This window comes from Mitsuaria sp. MSU3D, from assembly GCF_056867975.1.
On record NZ_CP200314.1, the window covers coordinates 4333008 to 4357579 of the forward strand.

Below are 24572 nucleotides of genomic sequence, written 5' to 3' on the forward strand. Positions count from 1 at the left end.
CGACGACGGGGCGACGAGGGGGCGACGAGGGGCGACGACGGGGAACGATCAGCCGCCGCTCAGACGGCCAGGCGCGACAGGTCGGCCACGCGGTTCATCGCCTCGTGCAGCTGCTTGAGCAGCGCCTGGCGGTTGGCGCGCAAGGCCGGGTCCTCGGCGTTGACCATGACGTCGTCGAAGAACGCATCGACCGGCGCCTTCAGCGCGGCCAGCGCCTTCAGCGAACCGGCGTAGTCGTGCTGCTCGAACAGCGCGTCGGCCTGCGGCTTCACGCCGGCCAGCGCGTCGGCGAGCGCCTTCTCGGCGGCCTCGGTCAGCAGCGCAGGGGTCACTTCGGTCGGGAGCTCGCCCTCGACCTTCTTGAGGATGTTGCCCACGCGCTTGTTGGCCGCGGCCAGCGAGGCCGATTCCGGCAGCGCCGCGAAGGCACGCACGGCGCCCAGGCGCTTGGGCACGTCGCCCAGGCGGGCCGGGTTCAGCGCCAGCACCGCGTCGACTTCCTGGGCGCTGTAGCCCTGGTCGCGCAGGCTGACCGCCAGGCGGTCGGCGAAGAAGCTCAGCAGCGGCTCGCTCGGGTCCTGGATCAGCTCGCCGAACGCGGGCAGCGCGCCCTCGATCAGTTCGGGCAGCGACAGATGCATGTGGTTCTCGACCAGGATGCGGATCACGCCCAGCGCATGGCGGCGCAGCGCGAACGGGTCCTTGTCGCCGGTGGGCAGCTGGCCGATGCCGAACAGGCCGACCAGCGTCTCCAGCTTGTCGGCCAGCGCGACGACGGTGCCGGTGTGGTTGCGCGGCAGCGCATCGCCGGCGAAGCGCGGCTTGTAGTGGTCCTCGATGGCCTTGGCGACGCCGTCGCGCAGGCCTTCATGGCGCGCGTAGTAGCCGCCCATGATGCCCTGCAGCTCGGGGAACTCGCCGACCATGTCGGTCAGCAGGTCGGTCTTGGCCAGCAGCGCGGCTTCCTTGACCTTGCTGTCCAGCATGTCGAACTCGTCCTTGGCTTCCGCCGTGTACGGGTGCTGGGCCATGCGCAGCTGGTTGACGATCGTGTGCGCGATCGCGCGCACGCGCTCGGCCCGGTCGCCCTGGCTGCCGAGCTTGCCGTGGTACACGACCTTGCCCAGGCCCTCGACGCGCGAGGCGAGCGTCTTCTTGCGGTCCTGGTCGAAGAAGAACTTCGCGTCGGCCAGGCGGGGGCGCACGACGCGCTCGTTGCCCTCGACGACCTTCGAGGCGTCGTCCGGATGCACGTTGCTGACGACCAGGAAGCGGTGCGTCAGCTTGCCGTGGCCGTCCAGCAGCGGGAAGTACTTCTGGTTGGCCTTCATCGTCAGGATGAGGCATTCCTGCGGCACGGCCAGGAACTCGGGCTCGAACTGGCAGGAGAGCACGTTGGGCAGCTCGACCAGCGCGGTCACTTCGTCCAGCAGCTCGGGCGCGTCGATCGGCGTCAGGCCCAGCGGCTCGGCCTGCGCCTGCAGCTGACGCACGATGTCGTTGCGACGCTGCTCGAAGGACGCGATGACGCGGCCTTCCTCGCGCAGCTGCTGCTCATAGGTGTCCGCGCTCTTGATCTCGATCGAGGCGACGGTCGTCTCGAAGCGATGACCGCGCGTCGTGCGGCCGGACGTCAGGCCGAGCGCGCCGATCTCGACGAGCTCGTCGCCATGCAGCGCGATCAGGCCGTGGGCGGGGCGGACGAACTTGACGTCGCTCCAGCCGTCGGCCAGTTGATAGGTCATGACCTTGGGGATCGGCAGCTTGGCGAGCGCCTCGTCCAGCGCCTTCTGCAGGCCGTCCTTCAGCGTGACGCCGGCGACGACGGTGTCCAGGAACAGCGCCTCGGCCTTGCCGTCCGGCGCGCGCTTCAGGCTGGGGACGACCGACGCGTCCGCGCCGACCGAAGCCAGCTTCTTCAGCAGCGCGGGCGTCGCGTTGCCCGACGCATCCAGCGCCACCGCCACCGGCATCAGCTTCTGCTGCACGGCGCGGTCGGCGGCCTTGGCACCGACACCGGTCAGGTGCACGGCCAGGCGGCGCGGCGTCGCGAAGGCGGTCACGGCGGCGCCGGCCTCGGCCAGGCCCTGCGCCTTCAGCGAGTCGGTCAGCGCCGTCGAGAACGCCTCGCCGAGCTTCTTCAGCGCCTTGGGCGGCAGTTCCTCGACAAACAGTTCGACGAGAAGATTCTTCGTGGTCATGCTGGGGGGTTCCTCGTCGTCAGGCGGCGGTCTTCTTGTCCGAAGCCTTGTCGGCAGCCTTTTCAGACTTGGCGGCCGCCTCGGCGCTCTTCTTCTCGATCTGCGCGATCACCTCGTCGGCCCAGTCCTTGGGCGCCATCGGGAAGCCGAGCCGCGCGCGGCTCTCCAGATAGCTCTGCGCCACGGCGCGCGCGAGGTTGCGGATGCGGCCGATGTAGGCGGCGCGCTCGGTCACGCTGATCGCGCCGCGCGCGTCCAGCAGGTTGAAGGTGTGGGCGGCCTTGAGCAGTTGCTCGTAGGCGGGCAGCGCCAGGTGCGCGTCCATCAGGTCCTTGGACTTGCGCTCATACGCGCCGAAGGCGTTCAGCAGGAAGTCGACGTCGCTGTGCTCGAAGTTGTAGGTCGACTGCTCGACCTCGTTCTGATGGAACACGTCGCCGTAGGTCAGACCGTCGGTGTAGACCAGGTCGTACACGGACTCCTTGCCCTGCAGGTACATCGCCAGGCGCTCGAGGCCGTAGGTGATCTCGCCGGTGATCGGCTTGCAGTCGATGCCGCCGACCTGCTGGAAGTAGGTGAACTGCGTCACCTCCATGCCGTTGAGCCAGACCTCCCAGCCCAGGCCCCAGCAGCCGAGTGTCGGGTTCTCCCAGTCGTCCTCGACGAAGCGGACGTCGTTCTTCTTCAGGTCGAAGCCGAGCGCCTCCAGCGAGCCGAGGTAGAGCTCCAGGATGTTGGCCGGCGCGGGCTTGAGCACGACCTGGAACTGGTAATAGTGCTGCAGGCGGTTCGGGTTCTCGCCGTAGCGGCCGTCCTTGGGGCGGCGGCTGGGCTGGACGTAGGCGGCCTTCCAGGGCTCGGGACCGAGCGCGCGCAGGAAGGTCGCGGTGTGGCTGGTGCCGGCGCCGACTTCCATGTCGTAGGGCTGCAGCAGGGCACAGCCTTGCTGGGACCAGTATTCCTGCAGGCGGAGGATCAGTTGCTGGAAAGTCAGCATAGGGACGTCGGGCCGTCGGCGGGCGTTGGAGAAAACCGACCGATTCTATGTGCGCCTCGTGCCGCGCACCGGCGTCCCGTCTCGGGGACGCGGACCCCGTTCAGGCCAGGCGCGCCGACGCGGGACGGCGACGGCCCAGCACCGGCAGCACGCCGAGCGCGGCCAGCGCCCACAACGGCCACAGCCCGAGCAGCGCCAGCCAGCGCGCATACGGCGTGACGCCGCTGCGGCCGTCGACGCTCACTTCCAGCACGCCGGCCTGCTCCGCCGGCAGCCGCGCGAGCACGCGCCCGCGGTGGTCGACATGCGCGGTCGCGCCGGTGTTGGTCGCGCGCACGATCGGGCGCTGGAACTCCAGCGCCCGCATCTGCGAGAACTGCAGATGCTGGTCCTGCACCATGCGCGGCCCGAACCACGCCAGGTTGCTGACGTTGACGAGCACCGTCGCGGCCGGCTCGCCGCTGTCGAGCGCGCTGGCGACGACGTCCTCGCCGAACAGATCCTCGTAGCAGATCAGCGGCCGCAGGCGCTGTCCCGCGAAAGGCAGCGCGCCCTCGTGCGTGCCGCTGGCCTGGTCGTCCAGCGGGATGTCCATCGCCTTGACGAACCAGTGGAAGCCCGGCGGGATGAACTCGCCGAAGGGCAGCAGATGGCGCTTGCCGTAGTCGTAGCGACGCGCGAAGCCCACGCCCACCAGCGAGTTGACGAAGCCGTCCGTCGAGTTGCCCAGGAAGGTGCCGAGCAGCAGCGGACGCGTCTCGGCGCCGCGGCGCAGGCGCTCGACGTGGTCCTCGTCGAGGAAGGCCAGCGGCACCGGCAGCACCGACTCCGGCGTGATCACGACCTGACCCCGGGCGGCGTCGATCAGCGCGATCAACTGGTCCAGGTTCTGGTCGAAACGCTCGCGATCGAACTTCTGGTCCTGCGGGATGTTGGGCTGCACCAGCGAGACGGCCAGCGTGCCGGTGGACCGCGTGAAGTCCTGCGGCAGGAACTGTCCCGCGCCGATGGCGACGACGAGTGCGGCCAGCAGCGCCCAGCGCCGCAGCGCCAGCGCCGCCGCCACGAGCGCCGCCAGCGCCGTGATGCCGTAGACGCCCAGGTAGGGCGCGAACGCGGCCAGCGGACCCTGCGCATGCGCGTAGCCGCTGGCGATCCACGGGAAGCCGGTGAGGAAGGTGGCGCGGACGAGTTCCGCCCCCAGCCACAGCCCGGCGAAGGCCAGCGCGCGCCGCCACGCCGCGGCGCCCGCCGACCAGCGCGCGGCCAGGCCCATGCCGGCGGCGTAGTAGGTCGACAGGAACAGCGCCAGCGCCAGCACCGCGAGCGCGGACACGGCCGCGGGCAGATGCCCGAAGTCGTGCATGCTGATGTAGAGCCACCACAGCCCGGAGGCCAGCCAGCCGACGCCGAACAGCGCGCCGGTCAGCGCGGCGCGGCGCGGCCTGGCACCGTCGCAGGCCGCGATCAGCCAGGCGAGCGCCAGCGGCTGCAGCCACCACGCCGGACTGGGCGAGAACGAGGCCGTGTGCAGCACGCCGGCGACGAGCGCCAGCGCGGGATGGCACAGCCACGCGCGCCATCCCTGGCGGGCGGGGCGTTCGAATCCGTCGGCCCCGCGGGAGCCGTCGAAGCGAGATCCGCGGCGCATCAGCCGCTGTGGTCGTCGGCCTCGGAAGCCGGCGCGCGGGTCACCTTGAACCAGCGCACGGCGCCGCCGCGGTTGATCATCACCGAGAAGCGCAGCCCGGCGACCTCGACGGTCTCGCCGCGCCGCGGCACGCGGCCGTGCTCGTGCGCGACCAGGCCGCCGATGGTGTCGAAGTCGGCCACCGACAGCGACAGCCCGAAGGACTCGTTGACCGCGGCCACGTCGGCGTCGCCGGCGACGCGGTAGCTGCCGTCGGCCAGCGTGTAGATGCCGGCATCGCCGTCGCCGACGTCGAATTCGTCCTCGATCTCGCCCACGATCTCCTCGAGCACGTCCTCGATGGTGATCAGGCCCGCCGTGTTGCCGAATTCGTCGATGACGATGGCCAGGTGATTGCGGTTGGAACGGAAATCGCGCAGCAGTTCGTTCAGGCCCTTGCTCTCGGGCACGAAAACTGCCGGGCGCAGCAAGGCGCGCAGGTTCAGTTCCGGCGCGCGCTGGAGCTTGAGCAGGTCCTTGGCCAGCAGGATGCCGATGATGTTGTCGCGCTGGCCGTCGTACACCGGGAAACGCGAGTGGCCGGTGTCGATGACGTAGGCCAGCAGTTCGTCGGCGGAAGACTGGATGTCCAGCAGGTCCATCCGCGGCGCGGCGACCATCACGTCGCCGGCGCTGAGTTCGGCCATCCGCAGGACGCCCTCGAGCATCTGGCGCGATTCGGGCGCGATCAGGTCGCGCTCCTCCGCTTCGGCGAAGTTCTCGATCAGCTCGCTGGTCGAGTCGGGCCCGGGGTGCAGGAATTCGAGGACGCGTTCGAGCAGGCCGCGTTGTTCATTGCCACGCCCGCCATGTTTGGCGGGCCGACTAGGCTGAGGTTCAGACACTGGGGTGTGTGCCGTCGTTGAAGAGGCGCCAGAATAACCGATTGACATTGACATTCGCTTGAAACACAGTCATCCGCCCTCAGTTGCCGGGCCCAGGCTTCCCTTACAGATTGGTCTTCACCATGTCGTCCGTCCCTGATACCGCCGCACAGGCTTCCACAACGAGTCCGGCCGGCAGTGCCGCCACGGGCCTCATCCCCGCCACCATCCTCACGGGCTTCCTGGGCTCGGGCAAGACCACGCTGCTCAAGCGCGTGCTGACCGAGGCGCACGGCCAGAAGATCGCCGTCATCGAGAACGAGTTCGGCGAGGAGAACATCGACAACGACATCCTCGTCAGCGAGACCCAGGAGCAGATCATCCAGCTGAGCAACGGCTGCGTCTGCTGCACCATCCGCGAGGATCTGCGCACCACGCTGGCCGATCTGGCCGCGAAACGGCGCAAGGGCGAGCTCGATTTCGAGCGCGTCGTCATCGAGACCACCGGCCTGGCCGATCCGGGCCCGGTCGCGCAGACCTTCTTCATGGACGACGAGATCGCGGAGACCTTCCTGCTCGACTCGATCCTGACGCTGGTGGACGTCAAGCACGCCAACGACCAGCTCGACACGCGCCAGGAAGCACGCCGCCAGGTGGGCTTCGCCGACCAGATCTTCCTGAGCAAGACCGACCTGGTCGACGCCGCGGCGGTCGACGCGCTGTCGCACCGCCTCAAGCACATGAACCCGCGCGCGCCGCAGTCCAAGGTCCATTTCGGCGAGGTGCCGATCAAGGACGTCTTCGACCTGCGCGGCTTCAACCTGAACGCCAAGCTGGAGATCGATCCGGAGTTCCTGGCCGTGGACGATCACGGGCATGACCACGGACACGATCACGGCCATGACCACGGCCATTCGCACGATCACGGCCACGAAGGCCACGACCACGCCCCCGGCGAAGCCTGCGACCATCCGCACCACCATCACCACGACGACGACGTCAAGTCCTTCGTCTTCCGCTCGGAACGGCCGTTCAATCCGGCCAAGCTGGAGGACTTCCTTGGCGCGATCGTGCAGGTGTATGGCCCGAAGATGCTGCGCTACAAGGGCGTGCTGAACATGAACGGCACCGACAAGAAGGTCATCTTCCAGGGCGTGCACCAGCTGATGGGCTCGGATCTCGGTCCGAAGTGGCTGCCCGATGAAAAGAAGGTCAGCAAGATGGTGTTCATCGGTATCGATTTGCCGAAGGACATCCTCATGCAGGGGCTGGAAGGGTGTCTGGCTTAGTGCCACACTGACCGATGGCTCAAGGCCATCGCTGGGACGTCGGCGGAGGTGGCTACAATCCGCCGCGCCCGAACCAGGCCCCTGCGCCAACGGCGGGAAGCCCCGGCTTCTCATGTCGAGCAGGTATAAAGAGCCGCTAGGAGAGTGAACGTGAGCAAGACCCCGGCCTCCAAGACCGCTGCGACCAAGACTCCCTCGAAGGCGTCCAGGGCCGCGGCGGAGGACAAGTCCGCCGTGGCGGACGCCCCCGACAGCACGGTCTCACTGCTGGACAGCCCCGTCCGGCCCTCGACCCCGACATCAACGAACCAGAACAGCCGACCTGCCGTGAAAGCCGATCCCAAACTCTCCTCTGCCTGGAAAACCAAGGCCGGTGCCGAACTGTCCGATGCCGAAGTGCTCGCGATGCCCGACACCGAATACATGAACGACAAGCAGGTCGACTTCTTCCGCGCCAAGCTGACGCAGTTGAAGGAAGACATCCTGTCCAACGCCGGCGAGACGACCGAGCACCTGCGCGAGGACACGTCCATCGTCCCCGATCCGGCCGACCGCGCCACGATCGAGGAAGAGCACGCGCTGGAGCTGCGCACCCGCGACCGCGAGCGCAAGCTGCTCAAGAAGATCATGCAGTCGCTGACGCGCCTGGACAGCGGCGAGTACGGCTACTGCGACGAGACCGGCGAGCCGATCGGCCTGGGCCGCCTGATCGCCCGTCCGACCGCCACGCTGTCGCTCGAGGCGCAGCAGCGCCGCGAGCTGAAGCAGAAGATGTTCGGCGACTGAGTCGCCCGGGCTTCGCCCGCCAAGCCACAGGAAGAACCGCCAACACTGCGCATTACCGCGCAACACTGCGAAGAGCAAGGTCCGCTAGAGCATGTCCGACCCCAAAGACGGCACCAAAGAAGGCGAGAGCTTCTTCCGCAAGGTGGCGCGCTTCGTCGCCAATCCGACGACCGACTGGGCGGAGATCAACTCGCGCCAGGACGATCCCGAGGCCGACGCCGCGAAGGCCGAGCTGCGGGCGATGGTGGAGCGCAAGCGCCGCAACGACTTCGTGCGCAAGCGCGAACTCGACATGCTGCGCAAGATCCGCCGTGAAGGCCTGACGCCCGAGCAGCTGGCCGCCCTGGGTGGCCATGCGACCTCGGGCATCGACGAACTGGGCCGCATCAGCGAGATCCAGGGCGTGCGGCGCGACGACGGCACCGTCAAGGCCAAGATCGACCAGATCGAGCAGCAGATGGTCGGCGAAGGCTTCGTCCCGACGCAGATCCAGGGGCAGCATCCGCCCGGCTTCTTCGAGACGAGCACGCGTCCGATCAACTTCGCGGCGACGCAGCCGGCGGACCAGATCGGCGCGCGCGTCTCCGACCACGCGCCGCGCGCCGACATCGAACGCCTGGACCTGACGCCCGCGCCGGCCGCGGCGTCGATGGGCGGCGGCATCGCGCCGCCGGCACCGGCCGGCGCTCCGGCGCCGATCCCCGAGCTGAAGAAGGAGATCCCGACGCTGAGCTTCCACGTCGCGGATCCGCAGGTCGAGGTCAGCGAGGTCGTCCACGACGCCGAGCTGGACGAGGCGGTCATCGCCTTCGCCAATGCCGACTACGAGCATTGCGAGCGCAGCCTGATCGACCTGACCCGCGAGGGCGGCGCGCGTCACGAGCACCCCGAGACCTGGCTGGTGCTGTTCGACCTCTACCGGGCGACCGGCCAGCAGGGCAAGTTCGAGAATCTGGCCAACGACTACGCGCAGCAGTTCGGGCTGTCGTCGCCGCAATGGTTCTCGCTGCCCAAGCTGGTGGCCGAGGCGGTGCAGGCGGAACGCGCCCCGCGCGGCCGCGCGAGCAGCGTGTCGTGGACCACGCCGGAATACCTGGACACCGAGGCCGTGACGCAGATGCGCACGCGCTGCGAGAACCTGCCGATGCCCTGGGTGATCGACTGGGCGCCGCTGCGCCAGATCGACATCGAGGCCTGCGCCAAGCTGCGCGACCTGTTCCGTGCCTGGGCGCAACAGGCGCTGGACCTGCGCTGGCTGTCCGGCGACCACTTCTTCCAGGTGCTGCGGGACCAGGCGCCGGTGGGCAGCCGCGACGCGGATCCCATCCTCTGGATGCTGCGGCTCGAAGCGCTGCGCCTGGCCAATCGCCCGGACCAGTTCGACGAGGTCGCGATCGACTACTGCGTGACCTACGAGGTCTCCCCGCCGAGCTGGGAAAAGGCGCTGTGCCACGTCCGCATCAGCGGCAACGCGCTGTCGACGAGCTCGCCGTCCTCCATCCAGCCGGCGGCGATGGACACCGGCATCGCCTTCCTCGAGTCGACGATGACCGACGCGGTCAACACGGCGGCGCTGATGGAACTGTCCGGCCAGCTCAGCGGCGACATCAGCGAGACGCTGGCGCTGATGACCGAGCAGCTGGGCGGCGCGTCGCTGGTGACCATCGCCTGCCCGAAGCTGATCCGCCTGGACTTCATGGCCGCGGGTGACCTGCTGAACTGGGTCCTGGCCCGCCGCAGCGAGAACCGCGCGGTGCAGTTCAGCGATGCGCACCGGCTGGTCGCGCTGTTCTTCGGCGCGATGGGCATCAACGAACACGCGCGGGTCAAGGTCCGGCACGTCTGAGGCACTACGGCCGTCCTGGCCGTCCTGGCCGTCCTGGCGGTTCACACCTCGCGACCTTCGCGACAACGGGGCTTCTGGCCCCGTTGTGCTTTCGGATGTCCGATCATCGACCTCGTCAACCGGCTTTCGCACACGCGGCGCCGCAGCCTTTTCCTCACCGTCTCCTCACCTTGTGATTTCCGCGAGGGAACCCACGTGAGGTCTTCACGACGTTCAAGACGTTTGGATCGCCCATGTCTCAAGACCATTCCTCCCCGCTCCCGCCGTACCACGGCACCACCATCGTCAGCGTGCGCCGCGGCAACCAGGTCGCGATCGGCGGCGACGGTCAGGTCACGCTGGGCACCATCGTCGTCAAGTCGACGGCGCGCAAGGTGCGCAAGCTCCACAAGAACCAGGTGCTGGCGGGCTTCGCCGGCGCGACGGCGGACGCGTTCACGCTGTTCGAGCGCTTCGAGGCCAAGCTGGAGAAGTACGAGGGCAACCTCGTGCGCGCGGCCGTGGAGCTGACGCGGGACTGGCGCACCGACCGCGTGCTGCGGCGGCTGGAGGCGATGCTGGCGGTGGCCGATCGCACGGCCTCGCTGATCATCACCGGCAACGGCGACGTGCTGGAACCGGAGCAAGGCATCGTCGCCATCGGCAGCGGCGGCGCGTATGCGCAGGCGGCGGCGAAGGCACTGCTCAACCACAGCGAGCTGAGCGCGGTGGACATCGTCAAGCAGTCGCTGGTCATTGCCGGCGAGATCTGCATCTACACCAACGGCAATCACACGATCGAGACGCTGGACTGATCCGGCGCGGAGTACACGAATGAGCAGCAGCATGACCCCGCAGGAAATCGTCTCCGAACTCGATCGGCACATCGTCGGCCAGGCCGATGCGAAGCGCGCCGTCGCGATCGCGCTGCGCAACCGCTGGCGTCGCCAGCAGGTGGACGAGAAGCTGCGCGGCGAGATCACGCCGAAGAACATCCTGATGATCGGCCCGACTGGCGTCGGCAAGACCGAGATCGCGCGCCGCCTGGCCAAGCTGGCGGATGCGCCCTTCATCAAGGTCGAGGCGACGAAGTTCACCGAGGTCGGTTACGTCGGCAAGGACGTGGACAGCATCGTGCGGGACCTGGTCGACATCGCCGTCAAGCAGGAGCGCGAGCGCCAGATGCGCTTCCAGCGCGCGCGGGCCGAGGACGCGGCCGAAGAGCGCATCCTGGACGTGCTGGTCCCCCCGCCGCGATCCTCGACCGGCTTCGCCCCTTCGGCGACGGAGAGCGGCGGCGCGGACAACACCGCGCGCCAGGTCATGCGCAAGCGCCTGCGTGAAGGCTCGATGGACGACAAGGAGATCGAGATCGCGCTGATCGAGGCCAAGCCCTCCATGGAGATCCTCGGGCCGCAGGGCATGGAGGAGATGGCGGAGCAGCTCAAGGGCCTGTTCTCGCAGATGGGGCAGGAGAAGAAGACCACGCGCAAGCTCAAGATCGCCGAGGCCCGCAAGCTGCTGGTCGAGGAAGAGGCCGGCAAGCTCGTCAACGAGGACGAGATCAAGACCGCCGCGCTGGCCATGGCGCAGGACAACGGCATCGTCTTCATCGACGAGATCGACAAGGTGGCGACCCGCAACGAGCACAGCGGCGGCGCGGACGTGTCGCGCCAGGGCGTGCAGCGCGACCTGCTGCCGCTGGTCGAGGGCACGACGGTGAACACGAAGTACGGGATGGTGAAGACCGACCACATCCTGTTCATCGCCTCGGGCGCGTTCCACCTGAGCAAGCCCAGCGACCTGATCCCCGAGCTGCAAGGCCGCTTCCCGATCCGGGTGGAGCTGAAGTCGCTGTCGGTGGGCGACTTCGAAGCGATCTTGTCGAGCACGCACGCGAGCCTGGTGAAGCAGTACCAGGCCTTGCTGGCGACGGAAGGCCTGACGCTGGAGCTCAGCGCCGACGGCATCCGCCGGCTGGCGCAGATCGCCTACGAGGTCAATGAGCGCACCGAGAACATCGGCGCGCGCCGCCTGGCGACGGTGCTGGAGCGGCTGCTGGACGACATCAGCTTCGACGCGCACAAGCACGCCGGCAAGACGGTGACGATCGACGGCGCGCAGGTCGATGACAAGCTCGGCGCGCTGGCGCAGGACGAGGATCTGAGCCGGTTCATTCTCTGAGAGCAGGCCCGCGGCGCTCGGACGCTCGGGCTCTCCATCTCTCCAACCGAAGCCTCTCCGATGCGCTCCAGGAGGAGTGGAGCCGCTGTTGTCCGAACTGTTCCGCGACGTGCTGCGGGAATGCTGGGAGCCAGCGTGATCGGCGACTTCGTCGCCGGCTCCTGAGCGCGCGCTTCAGCCCCGCTTCGCGGGCGCCTTGGCAGCCGTTGTCCGACCTTTCGCCTTTCCCAGCGCCGACGTCGCCGTCACCCGCGCCTTCGCCGGCGCGCGTTGGGCCTCGACTTCCCGGATCACCTCGATGAACGCTCGCAGCGCCGCGGGCATCAAGCGACTGCTGGGGTAGTAGAGGTGATGGCCGGGGATCGGCGGCGTCCAGTCGTCGAGCACCGTCACCAAGCGGCCAGCGGCGATCTCCGCTTCGGCCTTCGTCGACCAGACGTACGCGAGGCCCATCCCCTTCGCCGAGGCCTCGACCATCAGCCCGATGTGATCGAGCGTCAGCGAGCCCGGCACGTCGACCTTCAGCGACTGCCGCTGGCGCTCGAACTCCCAGCGGTACATCTTTCCACTCGGCAGGCGGAAGCGGAGGCAGCGGTGCTCCGCGAGCGCGTCCGGCGTGCGCGGCGTGCCGTGCTTCGCGAGATAGTCCGGCGAAGCGACCACGATGAATCGCACGTCGCCACCGAAGGGCACCGCCACCATGTCCTGCGGCAGCGCCTCGCCGAGCCGCACGCCCGCGTCGAAGCCTTCGGCGACGATGTCGACCAGCTTGCCCTCGGTGACCAGGTCCAGCTGCACGTCCGGATGGCGTTCGACGAACGTCGGCACGATGTCCCGCATCAACTCGCCGGCCGCGATCTCGGAGACGTTGATCCTCAGCCGGCCCGACGTGCGCCCGCTCAGCGAGCCCAGGTCGCCCAGCGCGTTGTCCAGCTCCGCCAGGATCGGCCCGACGTCGCGCGCGAGCTGCTGGCCGGCATCGGTCGGCGCCACGCTGCGCGTCGTGCGATTGAAAAGGCGCACGCCGAGCCGCTCCTCCAAACCCCGCACCAGATGGCTCAGGCTGGACGGCGACATCCCCAGCTCATCCGCCGCCGCGCGGAAGGATTGATGGCGGACGATCGCCAGGAAGGCGGTCAGCTCCGCGAGGCTGGGGCGCTCAGTCACGGGGACCGTCCGAAACGCTTATTCATGAAGATTCGCCACTAGCTCGTTTCAATTCCTGAGCATAGACGCATCAATCGCCGGTTCCTAGAGTTCGTTCCATACCGCGACGCCATCGACCAGGTGGCGGGAGACGACCAGCAAAGGAACCGCACCATGACCAGCACCCGACTTGTTTCCGCCGTGATGACGGGCGCCGTGATCGCGTCGCTCGCGATGGCGATTCCCGCAGCCCGCGCCGCGACCGCAGCAGCCCAGGCGAAGGCTCAGGCCAGCGCCGATGCCGCTTCCAATGCCGTCGCCATTGCCGTCGCCATTGCCGCCGCCAACAAGGCCGCCGTCGACACGATGCTGCGCCGCTGGATGGGCGGCGACTACGGCGCGCTGCAGCCGATGCTCGCCGACGACATCGAATGGACGATCACCGGCAACTCCCTCGTCGCCGGCACGACGCGCAGCCGCGATGAACTCAACTGCACGGTGCTCGGCCCGTTCGGCGCGCGCTTCGCGCAGTCGCAGGACCGCTTCCGGCCGCGCACGATCCATGCGATCCACGCGGACGGCGACACCGTCGTCGCGCACTTCTCCGCAGCCGGCACGACCAACGCCGGCAAGCCCTACACGAACAGCTACGTCTGGATGCTGACGATGCGCGACGGCAAGGCCGTCCGCGTCACGGCCTTCTTCGACAGCATCGCCTTCGACGAGTTCTGGCGGCAGAACCCGATCGCGGCGACTGAGTCCCCCTGCCCTCACCCCCTTTTTCCCACAAGGAGTTCCCCATGAAGACCTGGTTCATCACTGGCGCCTCGCGCGGCTTCGGCACCCTGTTCGTCAAGGAAGCGCTCGAGCGCGGCGACAACGTCGTCGCCACGGCGCGCAACGCACGCGTCATCATCGACAAATTCGGCGACCACCCTCGCCTGCTCGCGGCGAACCTCGACGTCACCGACGAGGCGCAGGCCCGCGCCGCGGTCGAGCAGGCGGTCAAGCGCTTCGGCCGCATCGACGTGGTCGTCAACAACGCCGGCTTCGGCGTGCTCGGCGCGATCGAAGAGACCAGCGCCGCCGACGTCGAGGCGCTCTACCGCACCAACGTCTTCGGCCTGCTGGCGGTGACGCGGGCCGTGCTGCCGCAGTTGCGCCAGCAACGCGCGGGGCATGTGATCAACATCTCGTCGATCGGCGGTTATCGCAGCGCGGCGGGCTTCGGCGTCTATGCCTCGACCAAGTTCGCCGTCGAAGGCATCAGCGAGGCGCTCGCCGATGAAGTGAAGCCGCTGGGCATCCACGTGACGATCGTCGAGCCGGGCTACTTCCGCACCGACTTCCTCGACGGCGGCTCGCTGACGACGGCACCGGCCACGATCCCCGACTATGCCGACACGCCGGTCGGCGCGGTGCGCCGCATCGCGACGGAACTGAACCATCAGCAGCCCGGCGATCCGGCGCGCCTGGCGAAGGCGCTGTTGCAGGTCGTCGACGCGGAACAGCCGCCGCTGCGCATGCCGTTCGGCTCGGACACCGTCGCGGCGATCGAGCAGAAGAACGCCTTCGTCGCGGGGGAACTCGCGCAGTGGCGTGAGCTGGCGGTGTCGACGGACTTCCCGAAGTGATCGTGCAGTGATCGCGGCGCACGGGACGCCTGCCGTGCGGCGTCCGCCGCCTTCACCCTGAGCTCACACAGGGCTCATGCTGAGTTCGAACCCCATGGCGAAACTGGGTCCTTCACCTCAGGAAAGGACTCGTCTCGCCATGAACCGCTTTCTCGCTTCCGTGCTCATCGGGCTGCTGGTGTGGAACGTCTCGACCGCTCTGCTCATCGACGTCTACGTCCCGTCGCCCTGCACCGCCATCGGCCGCTGCGACGGCGACTTGGCCTTCACGCTGAAGGTCGTCGGCATCTGGCTCGGCATGTTCTGGGCGACGTCGGCCTCGGTGCTGCTGTACAACGTCGTGGCGTGGAAACGCGACTGGGCGCGGCATCAGCAGCGCGTGCGGTGATGGCACCGGACCGGGCGGAACCTCTTCGAACGGCTCATGTCGAAAACCGCTGATCCCGTTCGTCGTTCGTCATCTACCTTCGATGAACTCCAGGAGCCCGCGATGACCGACGATCCCGTTCACATCTTCCTGCGCGACTACGCCGCGGCAGTCTTCGACCGCGACCTGCAGCGCTTCGTCGGCCTGTACGCCGGGGATGTCCAGGTCTTCGACAGCTGGGACCGCTGGGAGTTCGCTGGCCGCGAAGACTGGGCGGGCATGATCGCCGGCTGGTTCGAAGGCATCCGGGACGTGCGTGTGCGCGTCACGGCGAAGGACGTCAAGACCTGGCACGATGCCCACGTGGCCGGCGGCTCGGCCATGCTGGAGTTCGCCGCGCTCGACGCCGATGGCCGGCCGTTGCGGTCCACGGAGAACCGCCTCACCGTGCTCCTGCGCAACGACGGCGGCACGTGGCGTGTCGTCCATCAGCACACGTCCGTGCCGGTCGACTTCCAGAGCAAGCAGGTGGTGAGCCGCTGAAGCGTCGATGAAGGGCCGAGGACGTCGGGAGGCGTCCGACTTCACACCGACCTCACCGCGGGCTCATGCTGCCCTCGAAGGGCATGACGAGACTGGCGTCTCCTCAACGAGTGGACACCGATCCGTCATGCCGCACTTCCACGTCTCTCTCCGCCTGGGTCGCGATAAGCTGCTGGGCCCGTCGCCCTCCACAGCCACGCCCATGCCGAGCACCCTCATCGAAGTCCGCCGCGCCTACGCTCAGGAGCAGGAAGTCCAGTTGATCGAAGCCGTGCAGGACGCGCTGATCGAAGGCTTCAAGATCCCGGCGGAAGACCGCTGCGTGCGCCTCGTCGCCTACGAGCCGCACCGGTTCATCTACCCGCCGCGTCTGTCGCGCCCCGAGTGCTACACCCTGGTCACGGTCACCGGCTTCGCCGGCCGGACGATCGAGGCGAAGCGTCGCCTCTATCGCAGCATCGTCGAGCGCCTGGGCGCGCTCGACATTCCCGCCGACCACATCACGATCACGCTCAACGAAGTGGAGCGCGAGAACTGGGGCCTGCGCGGCGGCGTGCCGGCGTCGGAGATCGACCTCGGATTCAAGGTCGACGTGTGATGCTCACGACGCCCGCGGCCGGTACCCGCGTACCTTCATGCACTCGTTGGTCAGCTCGATGCGCTTCTCGGCGATGACGATGCCGTCGCCGACGGCCTTGCCCATGGCCTGGCTGCCGCTCTCCTTGCCGGAGCTCGCCGTCGAGTAACTCGCGGTCGCGGCCTTGGCCTCGTACTCGCATTCGGCCTTGTCCTTCTCGACCTGCGACATCGGCGCGTCGGACTTCTCCCAGTGGTGATGGGAGGTCGCGCAACCTCCGAGCCCGATCGACACCGCCGTGCCGACGACAGCGGCGATCAGCGGCAACATGGTCTTCATCTCGCTCATTCGATGCTCCCTGGCGTGAACGGTGACGGACGAAACCAGTGTCACATGCAAGCGTCGATCCGCACCGTCCCGCAGCGAGGGGACAACCGCGGGCGCGAAGTCAGAGCGCCAGCCGATGCGCCTGCAGCGCCAGCAGCCCGTCGAAGATCAGCGAGTCGATCAGCTCGTGCGGGATGTCCAGGGCCGGCGAGACCTTCCAGCCCGCGCCGCCGGTCATCAGCGTGACCGGCGCCTGGCCGCAGCGCTTGAGGATGTGGCGATGCATGCGCTCGATCGCGCCGGTGATCGCGTAGTTGCCGCCGCTGGTGAGCGCGTCCGACGTGTTCGTCGGGAATTCGCGCACCTCGCCGGTCGGCACGCGCAGGCCGGCGGTGCCGCCTTCCAGCGACCGCAGCATGATCCCGTGTCCGGGCAGGATCAGTCCGCCGAGGAACCTGCCGTCCGCATCGAGCGCGTCCACCGTGACCGCCGTGCCCACCATCACCACCAGCGCCGGCGCCGGCTTCGGCGCCTGTCCGCGCCCGCGTGCCACCACATGGTGCCGCGCGCCGATCAGCGCGACGAAGCGGTCCGCGCCCAGGCGTCCCGGATGGTCGTACCCGTTGGTCACGCCGCCCGCCTGCGCCGACGAGGCGACCCAGCGCGGCTCGATGTCCCAGATCTCCTCCATCTGCTCCTCGACGCGATGCCGCATCGCGTCGCCGGCGACGTTGCTGCCGAGCATGCTGCCGGGCGCCGCGGGAAGCTTCGCCCAGTCGTCCTCGGCGAGCTTCTCGATGTTCTCCAGGAACTGCGCGCCGTGCGCCAGCATCGGACTGCCCGGTTGCGGGCCGGCATAAAGCGCCCACTTGAGGCGGGTATTGCCGATGTCGATGGCCAGGAAGCTCATGGGCGTTGCGCGAATCCGTGCGGTTCTTGGGGAAATGTCGGTGCCGTGAGGGACAGGGCGGCAGGTTAGCAGTGTTTGTCCTCAAGCCGGTGCACCGGACAGCCGATTTAGGATTGAATCGAGGCTCGTCGCCCCATCCCGGGGCAACGCCGTCGTCACAACAACAAGGCTCCGGACCGATGAAGTTCTCCATCGCCACGCGACTGTGGATCCCCGTCGCCGTCATGTCCGTCATGACCGTCGTCATGACGCTGGGAGCGGCCTCCCGGACCCGCGCCCTGCTGGAAGTCGCCCAGGTGACACAGGAAAAGCAGCAGCAGCGCTTCGAACTCGCGCTGCGCTGGCGCGGCCTCACCGAGGCCAACGCCAGCCGCGTGCAGGCCGGGCTGGCGGCCAACGACAACGCCGTCGCCGACGCCATGAAGGCCGACATCGCCCGGACCACCGAGACGATCAACGATGTCCAGAAGCAGCTCGAGGCGCTCGCCGAAGGCGACGAGGACAAGGCCGCGATGGCGAAGATCGCCGAACAGCGCAAGGTCTACATCGCCGCGCGCAACGATGCCAACAAGCTGAAGTCCGGCGGCGACACGGACGGCGCGCATCAGGCGCTCAAGCAGAAGGTCGTGCCCGCGATCGAGCAGTACCTGGCCGCGCAGCAGGACTTCGTCGCGCTGCAGCAGAAGCGCTCCGCGTCGCTGCGCGAGGCCGCGGGCGCCGAGCGCATGCGCACGCTGTGGGGCGTGGCGACGCTGATGGCGGTCATCGTCGGCCTGCTGGCGCTGGCCACGGCGTACTTCGTGCGGACGATCTCGGCGCCGCTGAAGTCGCTGATGTCCGAAGCCGAGCGCATCGGCGAGGGCGATCTGTACCACGTCGAGCGCGACTACCGCGACGACGAGATCGGCGACGTGCAACGCGCGCTGGCCGCGATGAAGAGCTCGCTGCGCAAGGTCATCCGCGAGGTGCGCGCAAGCGCCGACGGCATGCAGACCGCCAGCCAGGAGATCGCCAGCGGCAACCAGGACCTGAGCCTGCGCACCGAGCAGACCGCGTCCAGCCTGCAGCAGGCGGCGTCGTCGCTGTCGCAGTTGACCGGCACCGTGCAGCAGAGCGCCGAGAGCGCGCGCACCGCCAACCAGTTGGCGGGCAGCGCCGCCGAGGTGGCGGAGCGCGGCGGCACGGCGGTGGGCGACGTCGTGGGCACGATGGCGCAGATCGACGCGTCGGCCAAGAAGATCAACGACATCATCGGCACCATCGACGGCATCGCGTTCCAGACCAACATCCTGGCGCTGAACGCGGCCGTCGAGGCGGCCCGCGCGGGCGAGCACGGCAAGGGCTTCGCGGTGGTCGCGTCCGAGGTGCGGGCGCTGGCGCAGCGCAGCGCCGGCGCGGCGCGCGAGATCAAGGCGCTGATCGGCGACAGCGTGACCAAGGTGGAGGTCGGCTCGCAGCAGGTGCGCAACGCCGGCGCGACGATGAACGAGATCGTCGCCAGCGTGCAGCGCGTGTCGGACATCATCGGCGAGATCAGCGCGAGCACCGTGGAGCAGAGCCAGGGCATCGGCAGCGTCAACGGCTCGGTGTCGCAGCTGGACCAGATGACGCAGCAGAACGCCGCGCTGGTCGAGGAATCGGCGGCCGCCGCCGAGTCGCTCAGCGAGCAGGCGCGCAAGCTCACCGCGCTGGTGGGGCACTTCAAGGTCAGCGATCCCAAGCCGACGCAGGAGGAGGCCACGAGCGTCGTCGCGGCGCCCGCGCCGATCGCGCGTGCCGCGGCACCGGTCGCCAGACCGGCGACTGCTCCCCGTCCGGCGGCGACACCCGTCGCGAAGAAGCCGCCGGCACCGCGGCCATCGACTGCGACCAAGACGCCGGTCGTGAAGACCGCGGCCAAGGCGTCCGCGCCGAAGCCGGTGGCAAGACCTGTCCCCAAGGCGCCCGCGCCGAAAGCGCCCGCCGCGTCGCATACACCAAGACCGGCGGCCCCAAAGCCATCGGGACCCAGCGCAACGGCTGCTCCCGACGGCGATTGGGAAACTTTTTGATCTGGCGCAACGACCTCTTGAATAGAGGTCGTTTTGCTTTGGGAATGGGTTTTTGGCGTCCGCGACAGGTTTAGGCTGACTGCCCTCCTCCAACTCTTGCGGACGTAGCATGCACTTCATCCCGCATCCCGACGATGCCCCTCTCCCGTCCCCGACCGCCACATCGCCACGATGGCTACTCTTAACCTCGGATTGCCCGACGAATTGGCGCGTTGGGCACAAGTCCCCTCAGGAGGTCTTCTATGTTGAGACCGAAGATCATGTACGCGTGATCGACATGATTCATGAGCGTCGTGACATGACGCAATGCCTTAGTCGCGACTGACATCCTTCATCGATTCGTGAGCGATGCGCAGCGCCAGCCCCCTCCTCCCCTGGCAAGTCTCCACTGGCGGCATCGCCGGTCTGATCCTGAGCATCGGCCTGGCGCGCTTCGCCTACACGCCGGTGCTGCCGTTGATGCAGCAGCAGGCCGCGCTCGGCGACGCGATGGGCGGCACGCTCGCCGCCGTCAACTACGCCGGTTACATGAGCGGCGCCGTCCTCGCCGCGCTCATCGACGATCCGCGCTGGCGCTCGCGGCTGTACTTCTGGGGCATGCTGCTCGGCCTCGTCGCCACCGCGCTGATGCCGCTCGCGCCCAACCTGGCGCTGTGGGCGGTCTCCCGCTACCTCGGCGGCCTCAGCGGCGCCGCCGGCATGCTGCTCGGCTCCGGCCTCGTGTTGGGCTTCCTGATGCGCGCCGGCAGACGCCCGGAACTCGGCGTCCACTTCATGGGACTGGGCCTGGGCATCGTCGTCTCCGCGATCGGCGCGATGGCGATGGACCGGCTCGCGCTCGACTGGGCCGGCCACTGGTGGGGCTTCGTCGTCATCGGCGCGCCGCTGCTCGCGATCACCTGGTGGTGGCGTCCGCCCGTGCCGCCCCCCGCGACCGCGACACTCGCCGCCGGCGCGCCCAGCGTCCGTTGGATGCGGTGGATGATCGCCGGCTACTTCTGCGCCGGCTGGGGCTTCGTCATCAGCGCCACGTTCACCGTGACCATCGTCGAGCGTCAGCCGCTGCTTCACGGTCAGGGCCCTTGGGCGTGGCTGCTGGTCGGGCTCTCCGCCACGCCGGCCGTGTTCCTGTGGGACCGCGTCGCCCGCCGCTTCGGCGATCTCAACGCGCTGCTCGCCGCCTTCGCGCTGCAGATCGTCTCCGTCGTCCTGCCCATGCTGTCCGGCGGCCTCGCCGCCGCACTCACCGGCGCGCTGCTCTACGGGGCGACCTTCATCGGGCTCGTGAGCCTCACGCTCGCGCTCGTGGGACGGCGCTCGCCCGGCAATCCCGGCAAGGCGATGGCGCGCCTCACCCTGAGCTACGGCGTCGCGCAGGTCACGGCGCCGGCGCTCGCGGGCGCGATGGCGCAGGCCAGCGGCAGCTACAGCGCGTCGCTGTGGTTGACCGCCGCCGTGCTCACCGTCGGCATGCTGATCATGCTCAGACTACGCGGCCTGGAAGCGCGCGGCGACGCGTGAGTCATCGATGCCATCGGCCATTGCGGCCGTCGCGGCCGTTGCGGCCCTGACGGACACGGCGGCCACTTCATCCGGGGCGGACGTCGAGCCCTCCAGGCCCAGGTCCGTTCGCCATTGCGGCGACAGCGCCACCACGTCGCCGATGACCAGCAGCGCCGGACTCGGCAGACCTTCGCGCTCGATCGCGGCCGGCAGGTCGGCGAGCGTCGTGAAGCACTCGCGCTGACGCGGCGTGTGTGCGGCGCTGACGATCACCGCCGGCGTGCCGGCGGCCAGTCCGCCGTCCTGCAGGGACTGAGCGATGACCGCGGCGCGCGTCAGACCCATGTACACGACCAGCGTGAGCCGGCTGCGCGCCAGCGCTGCCCAGTCCGGCGCGACGCCATGCTCGCCGTTGTGCCCGGTCACGAAGGCCACGCCCGGCGTGCAGCGCCGGTCCGTGACCGGCACGCCGACCGACGCGGGCGCCGCCAGCCCGGCGGACAGGCCGTTGATCACCTCGACCTCGATCCCTGCCTCGCGCAACGCGTCGACTTCCTCGCCGCCGCGTCCGAACACGAACGGGTCGCCGCCCTTCAAGCGAACGACGCGCGCGCCGGCCCTGGCCTCGCGGATCATCAGTTCGTGGATGAAGCGCTGCTCCGTCGACACGCAGCCGCCGCGCTTGCCCACGCGCAACACGCGCGCGGAGGCCGGCAGACACGCCAGCACGCGCTGGTCGACGAGATCGTCCGTCAGCACGACCTCCGCCTGCTGCAGCCGCTTGAGCGCCTTGACCGTGAGCAACTCCGGATCGCCCGGTCCGGCGCCGACGAGGGACACGCAGGGCGTGCGAACGGCATGACCGAGAGGTGGGCTGGCGTCGAGCGGGCTCATGTCGGTTCCTTCACTTCATTCGAGACGGGTGGCACCCTCGGTGCCTTGGTGTGCACGAGGCGGCGCAGCGCCGGCAGACAGGAGCCGCACTGCGTGCCGCAGCGCAACTCGCCCTGCAGCGCGGCGAGACGGGTTTCGGGCGAGCCCTCCGGCAGTCGCCGGAGGCAGGCGCCGATGGCGTCTTCCCGCACGTTGAAACAGTTGCAGACCTGCGGGCTGACAGGTACGGCGGGCGACTCCGCATCGGGCGCCAGCAGGCGGCGCCCGAACGGCGCCACCGGCACACGCTCGCGCCAGAGCGTGTCGAGCCAGGCCGCTTCGCCGCCCTCGCCGACGCGCATCAGCGATTGCAGCCTCGCCTCGGTCCCTTCGCCGTCGAGCCGCAACGATCGACTGCGCCCACGGCGCCCATCGGCGTAGCGCAACACACCGACGCCGTTCAGTTGCAGCACCGCCGCCAGCGCCTGCACCACCGGTGCCGGTGGCGGCTCCGCGAAGGCGAGTTCCAGGCTCCATCCCTCCATCGCATCCAGTCCCTCCTGCGCGTCCTGCGCGGGGCCTGGCAGGCAGCAGGCGTAATCCGCCTCCGCCATCAACGCGCGAAGCTGGCTGCGCAGCGCCGCGCCCTCGCCCGGGCCGACCCACGCAGCGCCGAAGACGCGCCACGGCAGTTGGACGGCCTCGACGGCCACGGCGGTGAACTTGAGCTCCGGCTGCCGCGCATCGGGGCAGTACGCCGGCTGTGTCAGCGCATTGATGCCCGACAGGCCGCGCCCGCCGAGGAACTCGCTGCCCCAGTGCATGGGCAGCCACGCCTGTTGCGCGCCGACGCCCTCGTCCGCGCGAAGCGGCACGATCAGTTCGCCGCGCCGCGACCGCACGCGGACCAGGGAAGCGGCCGTCAAGCCGCGCCGGTCGATGTCCTGCGGGTGCATCGCCACCGCCGGCCCCGGCGCGCCGGCAAAGAGCCTGGCGACCGTGCCGCTCCGACTCATGCCGTGCCACTGGTCACGCAGACGTCCGGTGCTCAGCGCCATCGGGAACCTGGCGTCCTGCACCTCCGCGGTCGGCGCGAAGGGCTTCGTGATGAAGCGCGCCCGGCCGTCGGGGTGAGCGAACTCGCCGTCCTCGTAGAGCCTCGTCGTCGCCGCGTTCGCGCCCGCGGGCCAGGGCCACTGGCGGGGTGCCTCTTCCAGCATCGGGTAGCTCAAACCGCCGATGTCCAGGTCCCGTCCGAGCGTCGCCTCGCGATGCTCCAGCCAGAGCTGCTCCTCCCGGTCCCAGGCGAAAAGCGAAGCCTGCCCCGGTCGCAATGCAGTCTCCATGCGGCGAGCGACGTCCCGCACGATGCGCCAGTCGGCGCGCGACTCGCCGGCCGCCGGCAGCGCCGCACGCACGCGGCTGATGCGGCGCTCGCTGTTGGTGACCGTGCCTTCCTTCTCCGCCCAGGTCGCCGCCGGCAGCACCACGTCGGCGAACGCCGCCGTCGCCGTGCCCGCGAAAGCTTCCTGGAGGATCACCAGCTCGCAGCGTTCCAGCGCCGCGCGCACCAGCGCCTGGTCGGGCATCGACTGCGCCGGGTTCGTGCACGCGATCCACAGCGCCTTGAGTTCGCCACGCGCCGCCGCCTGGAACAGCTCGACCGCCGTCTTGCCCGGCCGCTCCGGCAAGGCGTCCACGCCCCACAGCGCCGCCACCTCCGCGCGATGCGCGGCGTTGCCCGGGTCGCGATGACCCGGCAGCAGCGTCGCCATGCCGCCGCTTTCGCGACCGCCCATCGCATTCGGCTGGCCCGTGAGCGAGAAGGGCCCCGCGCCCGCGCGACCGATCTGGCCGGTGGCGAGATGCAGGTTGATCAGCGCCGTGTTCTTCGCCGCGCCGCTGCTGCTCTGGTTCAGGCCCATGCAGTACAGCGACAGCGTCGACGGCGACCGCGCGAACCACTGCGCCGCCTGCAGGATGTCCGTTTCCTTCAGCCCGGTCAGCCGCGCCGACTCGGCCGGCGTGGTCGTGCGCACCAGCGCCTTCAGCGCGTCGAAGCCGCTCGTGTGCCGCTCGATGAACGCGGCGTCGATCCAGCCCTCCCAGATCGCCGCGTGCAGCATCCCGTGGAACAGCGCAATGTCGCTGCCGGGCTTCAGCGCCAGATGCAGGTCGGCGAACTCGGCGGTCTCGGTGCGGCGCGGGTCGACGACGATGATCTTCATGGCCGGCCGCGCGGCGCGCGCCGCCTCGATGCGGCGGAACAGGATCGGATGCGCCCATGCCGTGTTGGCGCCGGCGATGAACAGGCAGTCCGTCTGCTCCAGGTCGTCGTAGCAGGTGGGCGGCGCATCCGCGCCCAACGACTGCTTGTAGCCCACGACCGCCGAGCTCATGCACAGCCGCGAGTTGCTGTCGATGTTGTTGGTGCCGATCAGCCCGCGCGCCAGCTTGTTGAACGCGTGGTAATCCTCGGTCAGCAGCTGCCCCGAGATGTAGAAGCCGATCGCGTCCGGGCCGTGCTCCGTCCGGATCGCCAGCAATCGATCGGCGAGACGCTGCGTCGTCGCGTCCCAGGCCACCGTCTGGAGCGGCGCGTCGCGCGTCGCCCGCCATGCCGGCTGCAGCAAGCGCTGCTGCGCGCGCACCATCGGCGTCGCGGTCAGGTGCAAGGTCGAGCCCTTGGTGCAGAGGCGGCCGAAGTTGGCCGGATGCGCCGGATCGCCGCGCACGCCGACGATCCGGGCGTCCGCGCCGTCCCCCGTCGCGTCGATCAGCACGCCGCAGCCCACGCCGCAGTACGGGCAGGTCGAGCGCGTGGTGCGGACGTCCGGGCTCATCG

General features: G+C 69.1%; 21 protein-coding genes. 12 read left to right on the forward strand and 9 right to left on the reverse strand.

Annotated features, from left to right (window positions below; all coding sequences use genetic code 11):
• Nucleotides 1-59 precede the first annotated feature (59 nt).
• The 4 genes from glyS to AC1VNM_RS19065 form a co-directional block, all read right to left on the reverse strand.
• The gene (gene glyS, locus AC1VNM_RS19050) at nt 60-2201 is read right to left on the reverse strand and encodes a glycine--tRNA ligase subunit beta (RefSeq protein WP_483107939.1); all 2142 of its coding nucleotides are present in this window, start codon (nt 2199-2201) and stop codon (nt 60-62) included.
• A gap of 19 nt (nt 2202-2220) precedes the next feature.
• Nucleotides 2221-3198, reverse strand: coding sequence for a glycine--tRNA ligase subunit alpha (gene glyQ, locus AC1VNM_RS19055; RefSeq protein ID WP_377159857.1), 978 nt, complete (start codon nt 3196-3198; stop codon nt 2221-2223).
• Between the two features lie 100 nt (nt 3199-3298).
• Nucleotides 3299-4849 carry an apolipoprotein N-acyltransferase gene (lnt, locus tag AC1VNM_RS19060; RefSeq protein ID WP_483107940.1) on the reverse strand — a complete coding sequence of 517 codons (1551 nt, stop codon included), beginning with the start codon at nt 4847-4849 and terminating at the stop codon, nt 3299-3301.
• Complete coding sequence (locus tag AC1VNM_RS19065; RefSeq protein WP_483107941.1) at nt 4849-5733, reverse strand: HlyC/CorC family transporter; 885 nt, start codon at nt 5731-5733, stop codon at nt 4849-4851. The genes lnt and AC1VNM_RS19065 overlap by 1 nt, the downstream gene beginning before the upstream one ends.
• 122 nt (nt 5734-5855) lie before the next feature.
• Here AC1VNM_RS19065 and AC1VNM_RS19070 point away from each other — a divergent pair, with 122 nt between their 5' ends.
• From AC1VNM_RS19070 to hslU, 5 genes are all read left to right on the forward strand, one after another.
• Nucleotides 5856-7001, forward strand: a complete 1146-nt coding sequence (locus AC1VNM_RS19070) for a CobW family GTP-binding protein (RefSeq protein WP_483107942.1) — start codon at nt 5856-5858, stop codon at nt 6999-7001.
• Nucleotides 7002-7151: 150 nt separating this feature from the next.
• Complete coding sequence (gene dksA, locus AC1VNM_RS19075; RefSeq protein ID WP_483107943.1) at nt 7152-7787, forward strand: RNA polymerase-binding protein DksA; 636 nt, start codon at nt 7152-7154, stop codon at nt 7785-7787.
• A gap of 91 nt (nt 7788-7878) precedes the next feature.
• Nucleotides 7879-9633, forward strand: coding sequence for a hypothetical protein (locus AC1VNM_RS19080; RefSeq protein WP_483107944.1), 1755 nt, complete (start codon nt 7879-7881; stop codon nt 9631-9633).
• Nucleotides 9634-9866: 233 nt separating this feature from the next.
• The gene (hslV, locus tag AC1VNM_RS19085) at nt 9867-10427 is read left to right on the forward strand and encodes an ATP-dependent protease subunit HslV (RefSeq protein WP_431263929.1); all 561 of its coding nucleotides are present in this window, start codon (nt 9867-9869) and stop codon (nt 10425-10427) included.
• Nucleotides 10428-10446: 19 nt separating this feature from the next.
• Entirely contained in the window at nt 10447-11796 is a 1350-nt protein-coding gene (hslU, locus tag AC1VNM_RS19090; RefSeq protein WP_483107945.1) for an ATP-dependent protease ATPase subunit HslU, read from the forward strand.
• 174 nt (nt 11797-11970) lie between these two features.
• Here the strand turns inward: hslU and AC1VNM_RS19095 are convergent, their stop codons facing one another.
• Nucleotides 11971-12963 carry a LysR family transcriptional regulator gene (locus AC1VNM_RS19095; protein ID WP_483107946.1) on the reverse strand — a complete coding sequence of 331 codons (993 nt, stop codon included), beginning with the start codon at nt 12961-12963 and terminating at the stop codon, nt 11971-11973.
• A 153-nt stretch (nt 12964-13116) separates the two neighbouring features.
• On the opposite strand from AC1VNM_RS19095, the gene AC1VNM_RS19100 reads away from it, so the two are divergent.
• From AC1VNM_RS19100 to AC1VNM_RS19120, 5 genes are all read left to right on the forward strand, one after another.
• Entirely contained in the window at nt 13117-13746 is a 630-nt protein-coding gene (locus AC1VNM_RS19100) for a nuclear transport factor 2 family protein (protein ID WP_483107947.1), read from the forward strand.
• Nucleotides 13743-14576, forward strand: a complete 834-nt coding sequence (locus AC1VNM_RS19105; protein ID WP_483107948.1) for an oxidoreductase — start codon at nt 13743-13745, stop codon at nt 14574-14576. The genes AC1VNM_RS19100 and AC1VNM_RS19105 overlap by 4 nt, the downstream gene beginning before the upstream one ends.
• 139 nt (nt 14577-14715) lie before the next feature.
• Nucleotides 14716-14964, forward strand: coding sequence for a hypothetical protein (locus tag AC1VNM_RS19110; RefSeq protein WP_483107949.1), 249 nt, complete (start codon nt 14716-14718; stop codon nt 14962-14964).
• 102 nt (nt 14965-15066) lie between these two features.
• Nucleotides 15067-15486: a YybH family protein gene (locus tag AC1VNM_RS19115; protein ID WP_483107950.1), complete on the forward strand. Its 420-nt coding sequence runs from the start codon at nt 15067-15069 to the stop codon at nt 15484-15486.
• A gap of 202 nt (nt 15487-15688) precedes the next feature.
• Nucleotides 15689-16084, forward strand: coding sequence for a tautomerase family protein (locus AC1VNM_RS19120; protein ID WP_483107951.1), 396 nt, complete (start codon nt 15689-15691; stop codon nt 16082-16084).
• Nucleotides 16085-16087: 3 nt separating this feature from the next.
• Here AC1VNM_RS19120 and AC1VNM_RS19125 read toward each other — a convergent pair whose 3' ends face one another.
• The gene (locus AC1VNM_RS19125) at nt 16088-16411 is read right to left on the reverse strand and encodes a hypothetical protein (RefSeq protein WP_377159827.1); all 324 of its coding nucleotides are present in this window, start codon (nt 16409-16411) and stop codon (nt 16088-16090) included.
• A gap of 100 nt (nt 16412-16511) precedes the next feature.
• Nucleotides 16512-17300, reverse strand: a complete 789-nt coding sequence (locus tag AC1VNM_RS19130; RefSeq protein WP_483107952.1) for a type III pantothenate kinase — start codon at nt 17298-17300, stop codon at nt 16512-16514.
• Nucleotides 17301-17479: 179 nt separating this feature from the next.
• Here AC1VNM_RS19130 and AC1VNM_RS19135 point away from each other — a divergent pair, with 179 nt between their 5' ends.
• Nucleotides 17480-19351: a methyl-accepting chemotaxis protein gene (locus tag AC1VNM_RS19135; protein ID WP_483107953.1), complete on the forward strand. Its 1872-nt coding sequence runs from the start codon at nt 17480-17482 to the stop codon at nt 19349-19351.
• 348 nt (nt 19352-19699) lie between these two features.
• Nucleotides 19700-20872 (forward strand): YbfB/YjiJ family MFS transporter, encoded by a 1173-nt coding sequence (locus tag AC1VNM_RS19140; RefSeq protein ID WP_483107954.1) that lies wholly within the window; start codon nt 19700-19702, stop codon nt 20870-20872.
• On the opposite strand, the gene cobA is transcribed toward AC1VNM_RS19140, so the two are convergent.
• Together cobA and AC1VNM_RS19150 are read right to left on the reverse strand one after the other, a co-directional pair.
• Nucleotides 20840-21748, reverse strand: coding sequence for a uroporphyrinogen-III C-methyltransferase (cobA, locus tag AC1VNM_RS19145; protein WP_483107955.1), 909 nt, complete (start codon nt 21746-21748; stop codon nt 20840-20842). The two genes, AC1VNM_RS19140 and cobA, sit on opposite strands and share 33 nt — an antisense overlap.
• Complete coding sequence (locus AC1VNM_RS19150) at nt 21745-24570, reverse strand: nitrate reductase (RefSeq protein WP_483109308.1); 2826 nt, start codon at nt 24568-24570, stop codon at nt 21745-21747. Before AC1VNM_RS19150 ends, cobA begins: the two co-directional genes overlap by 4 nt.
• Nucleotides 24571-24572 lie beyond the last annotated feature (2 nt).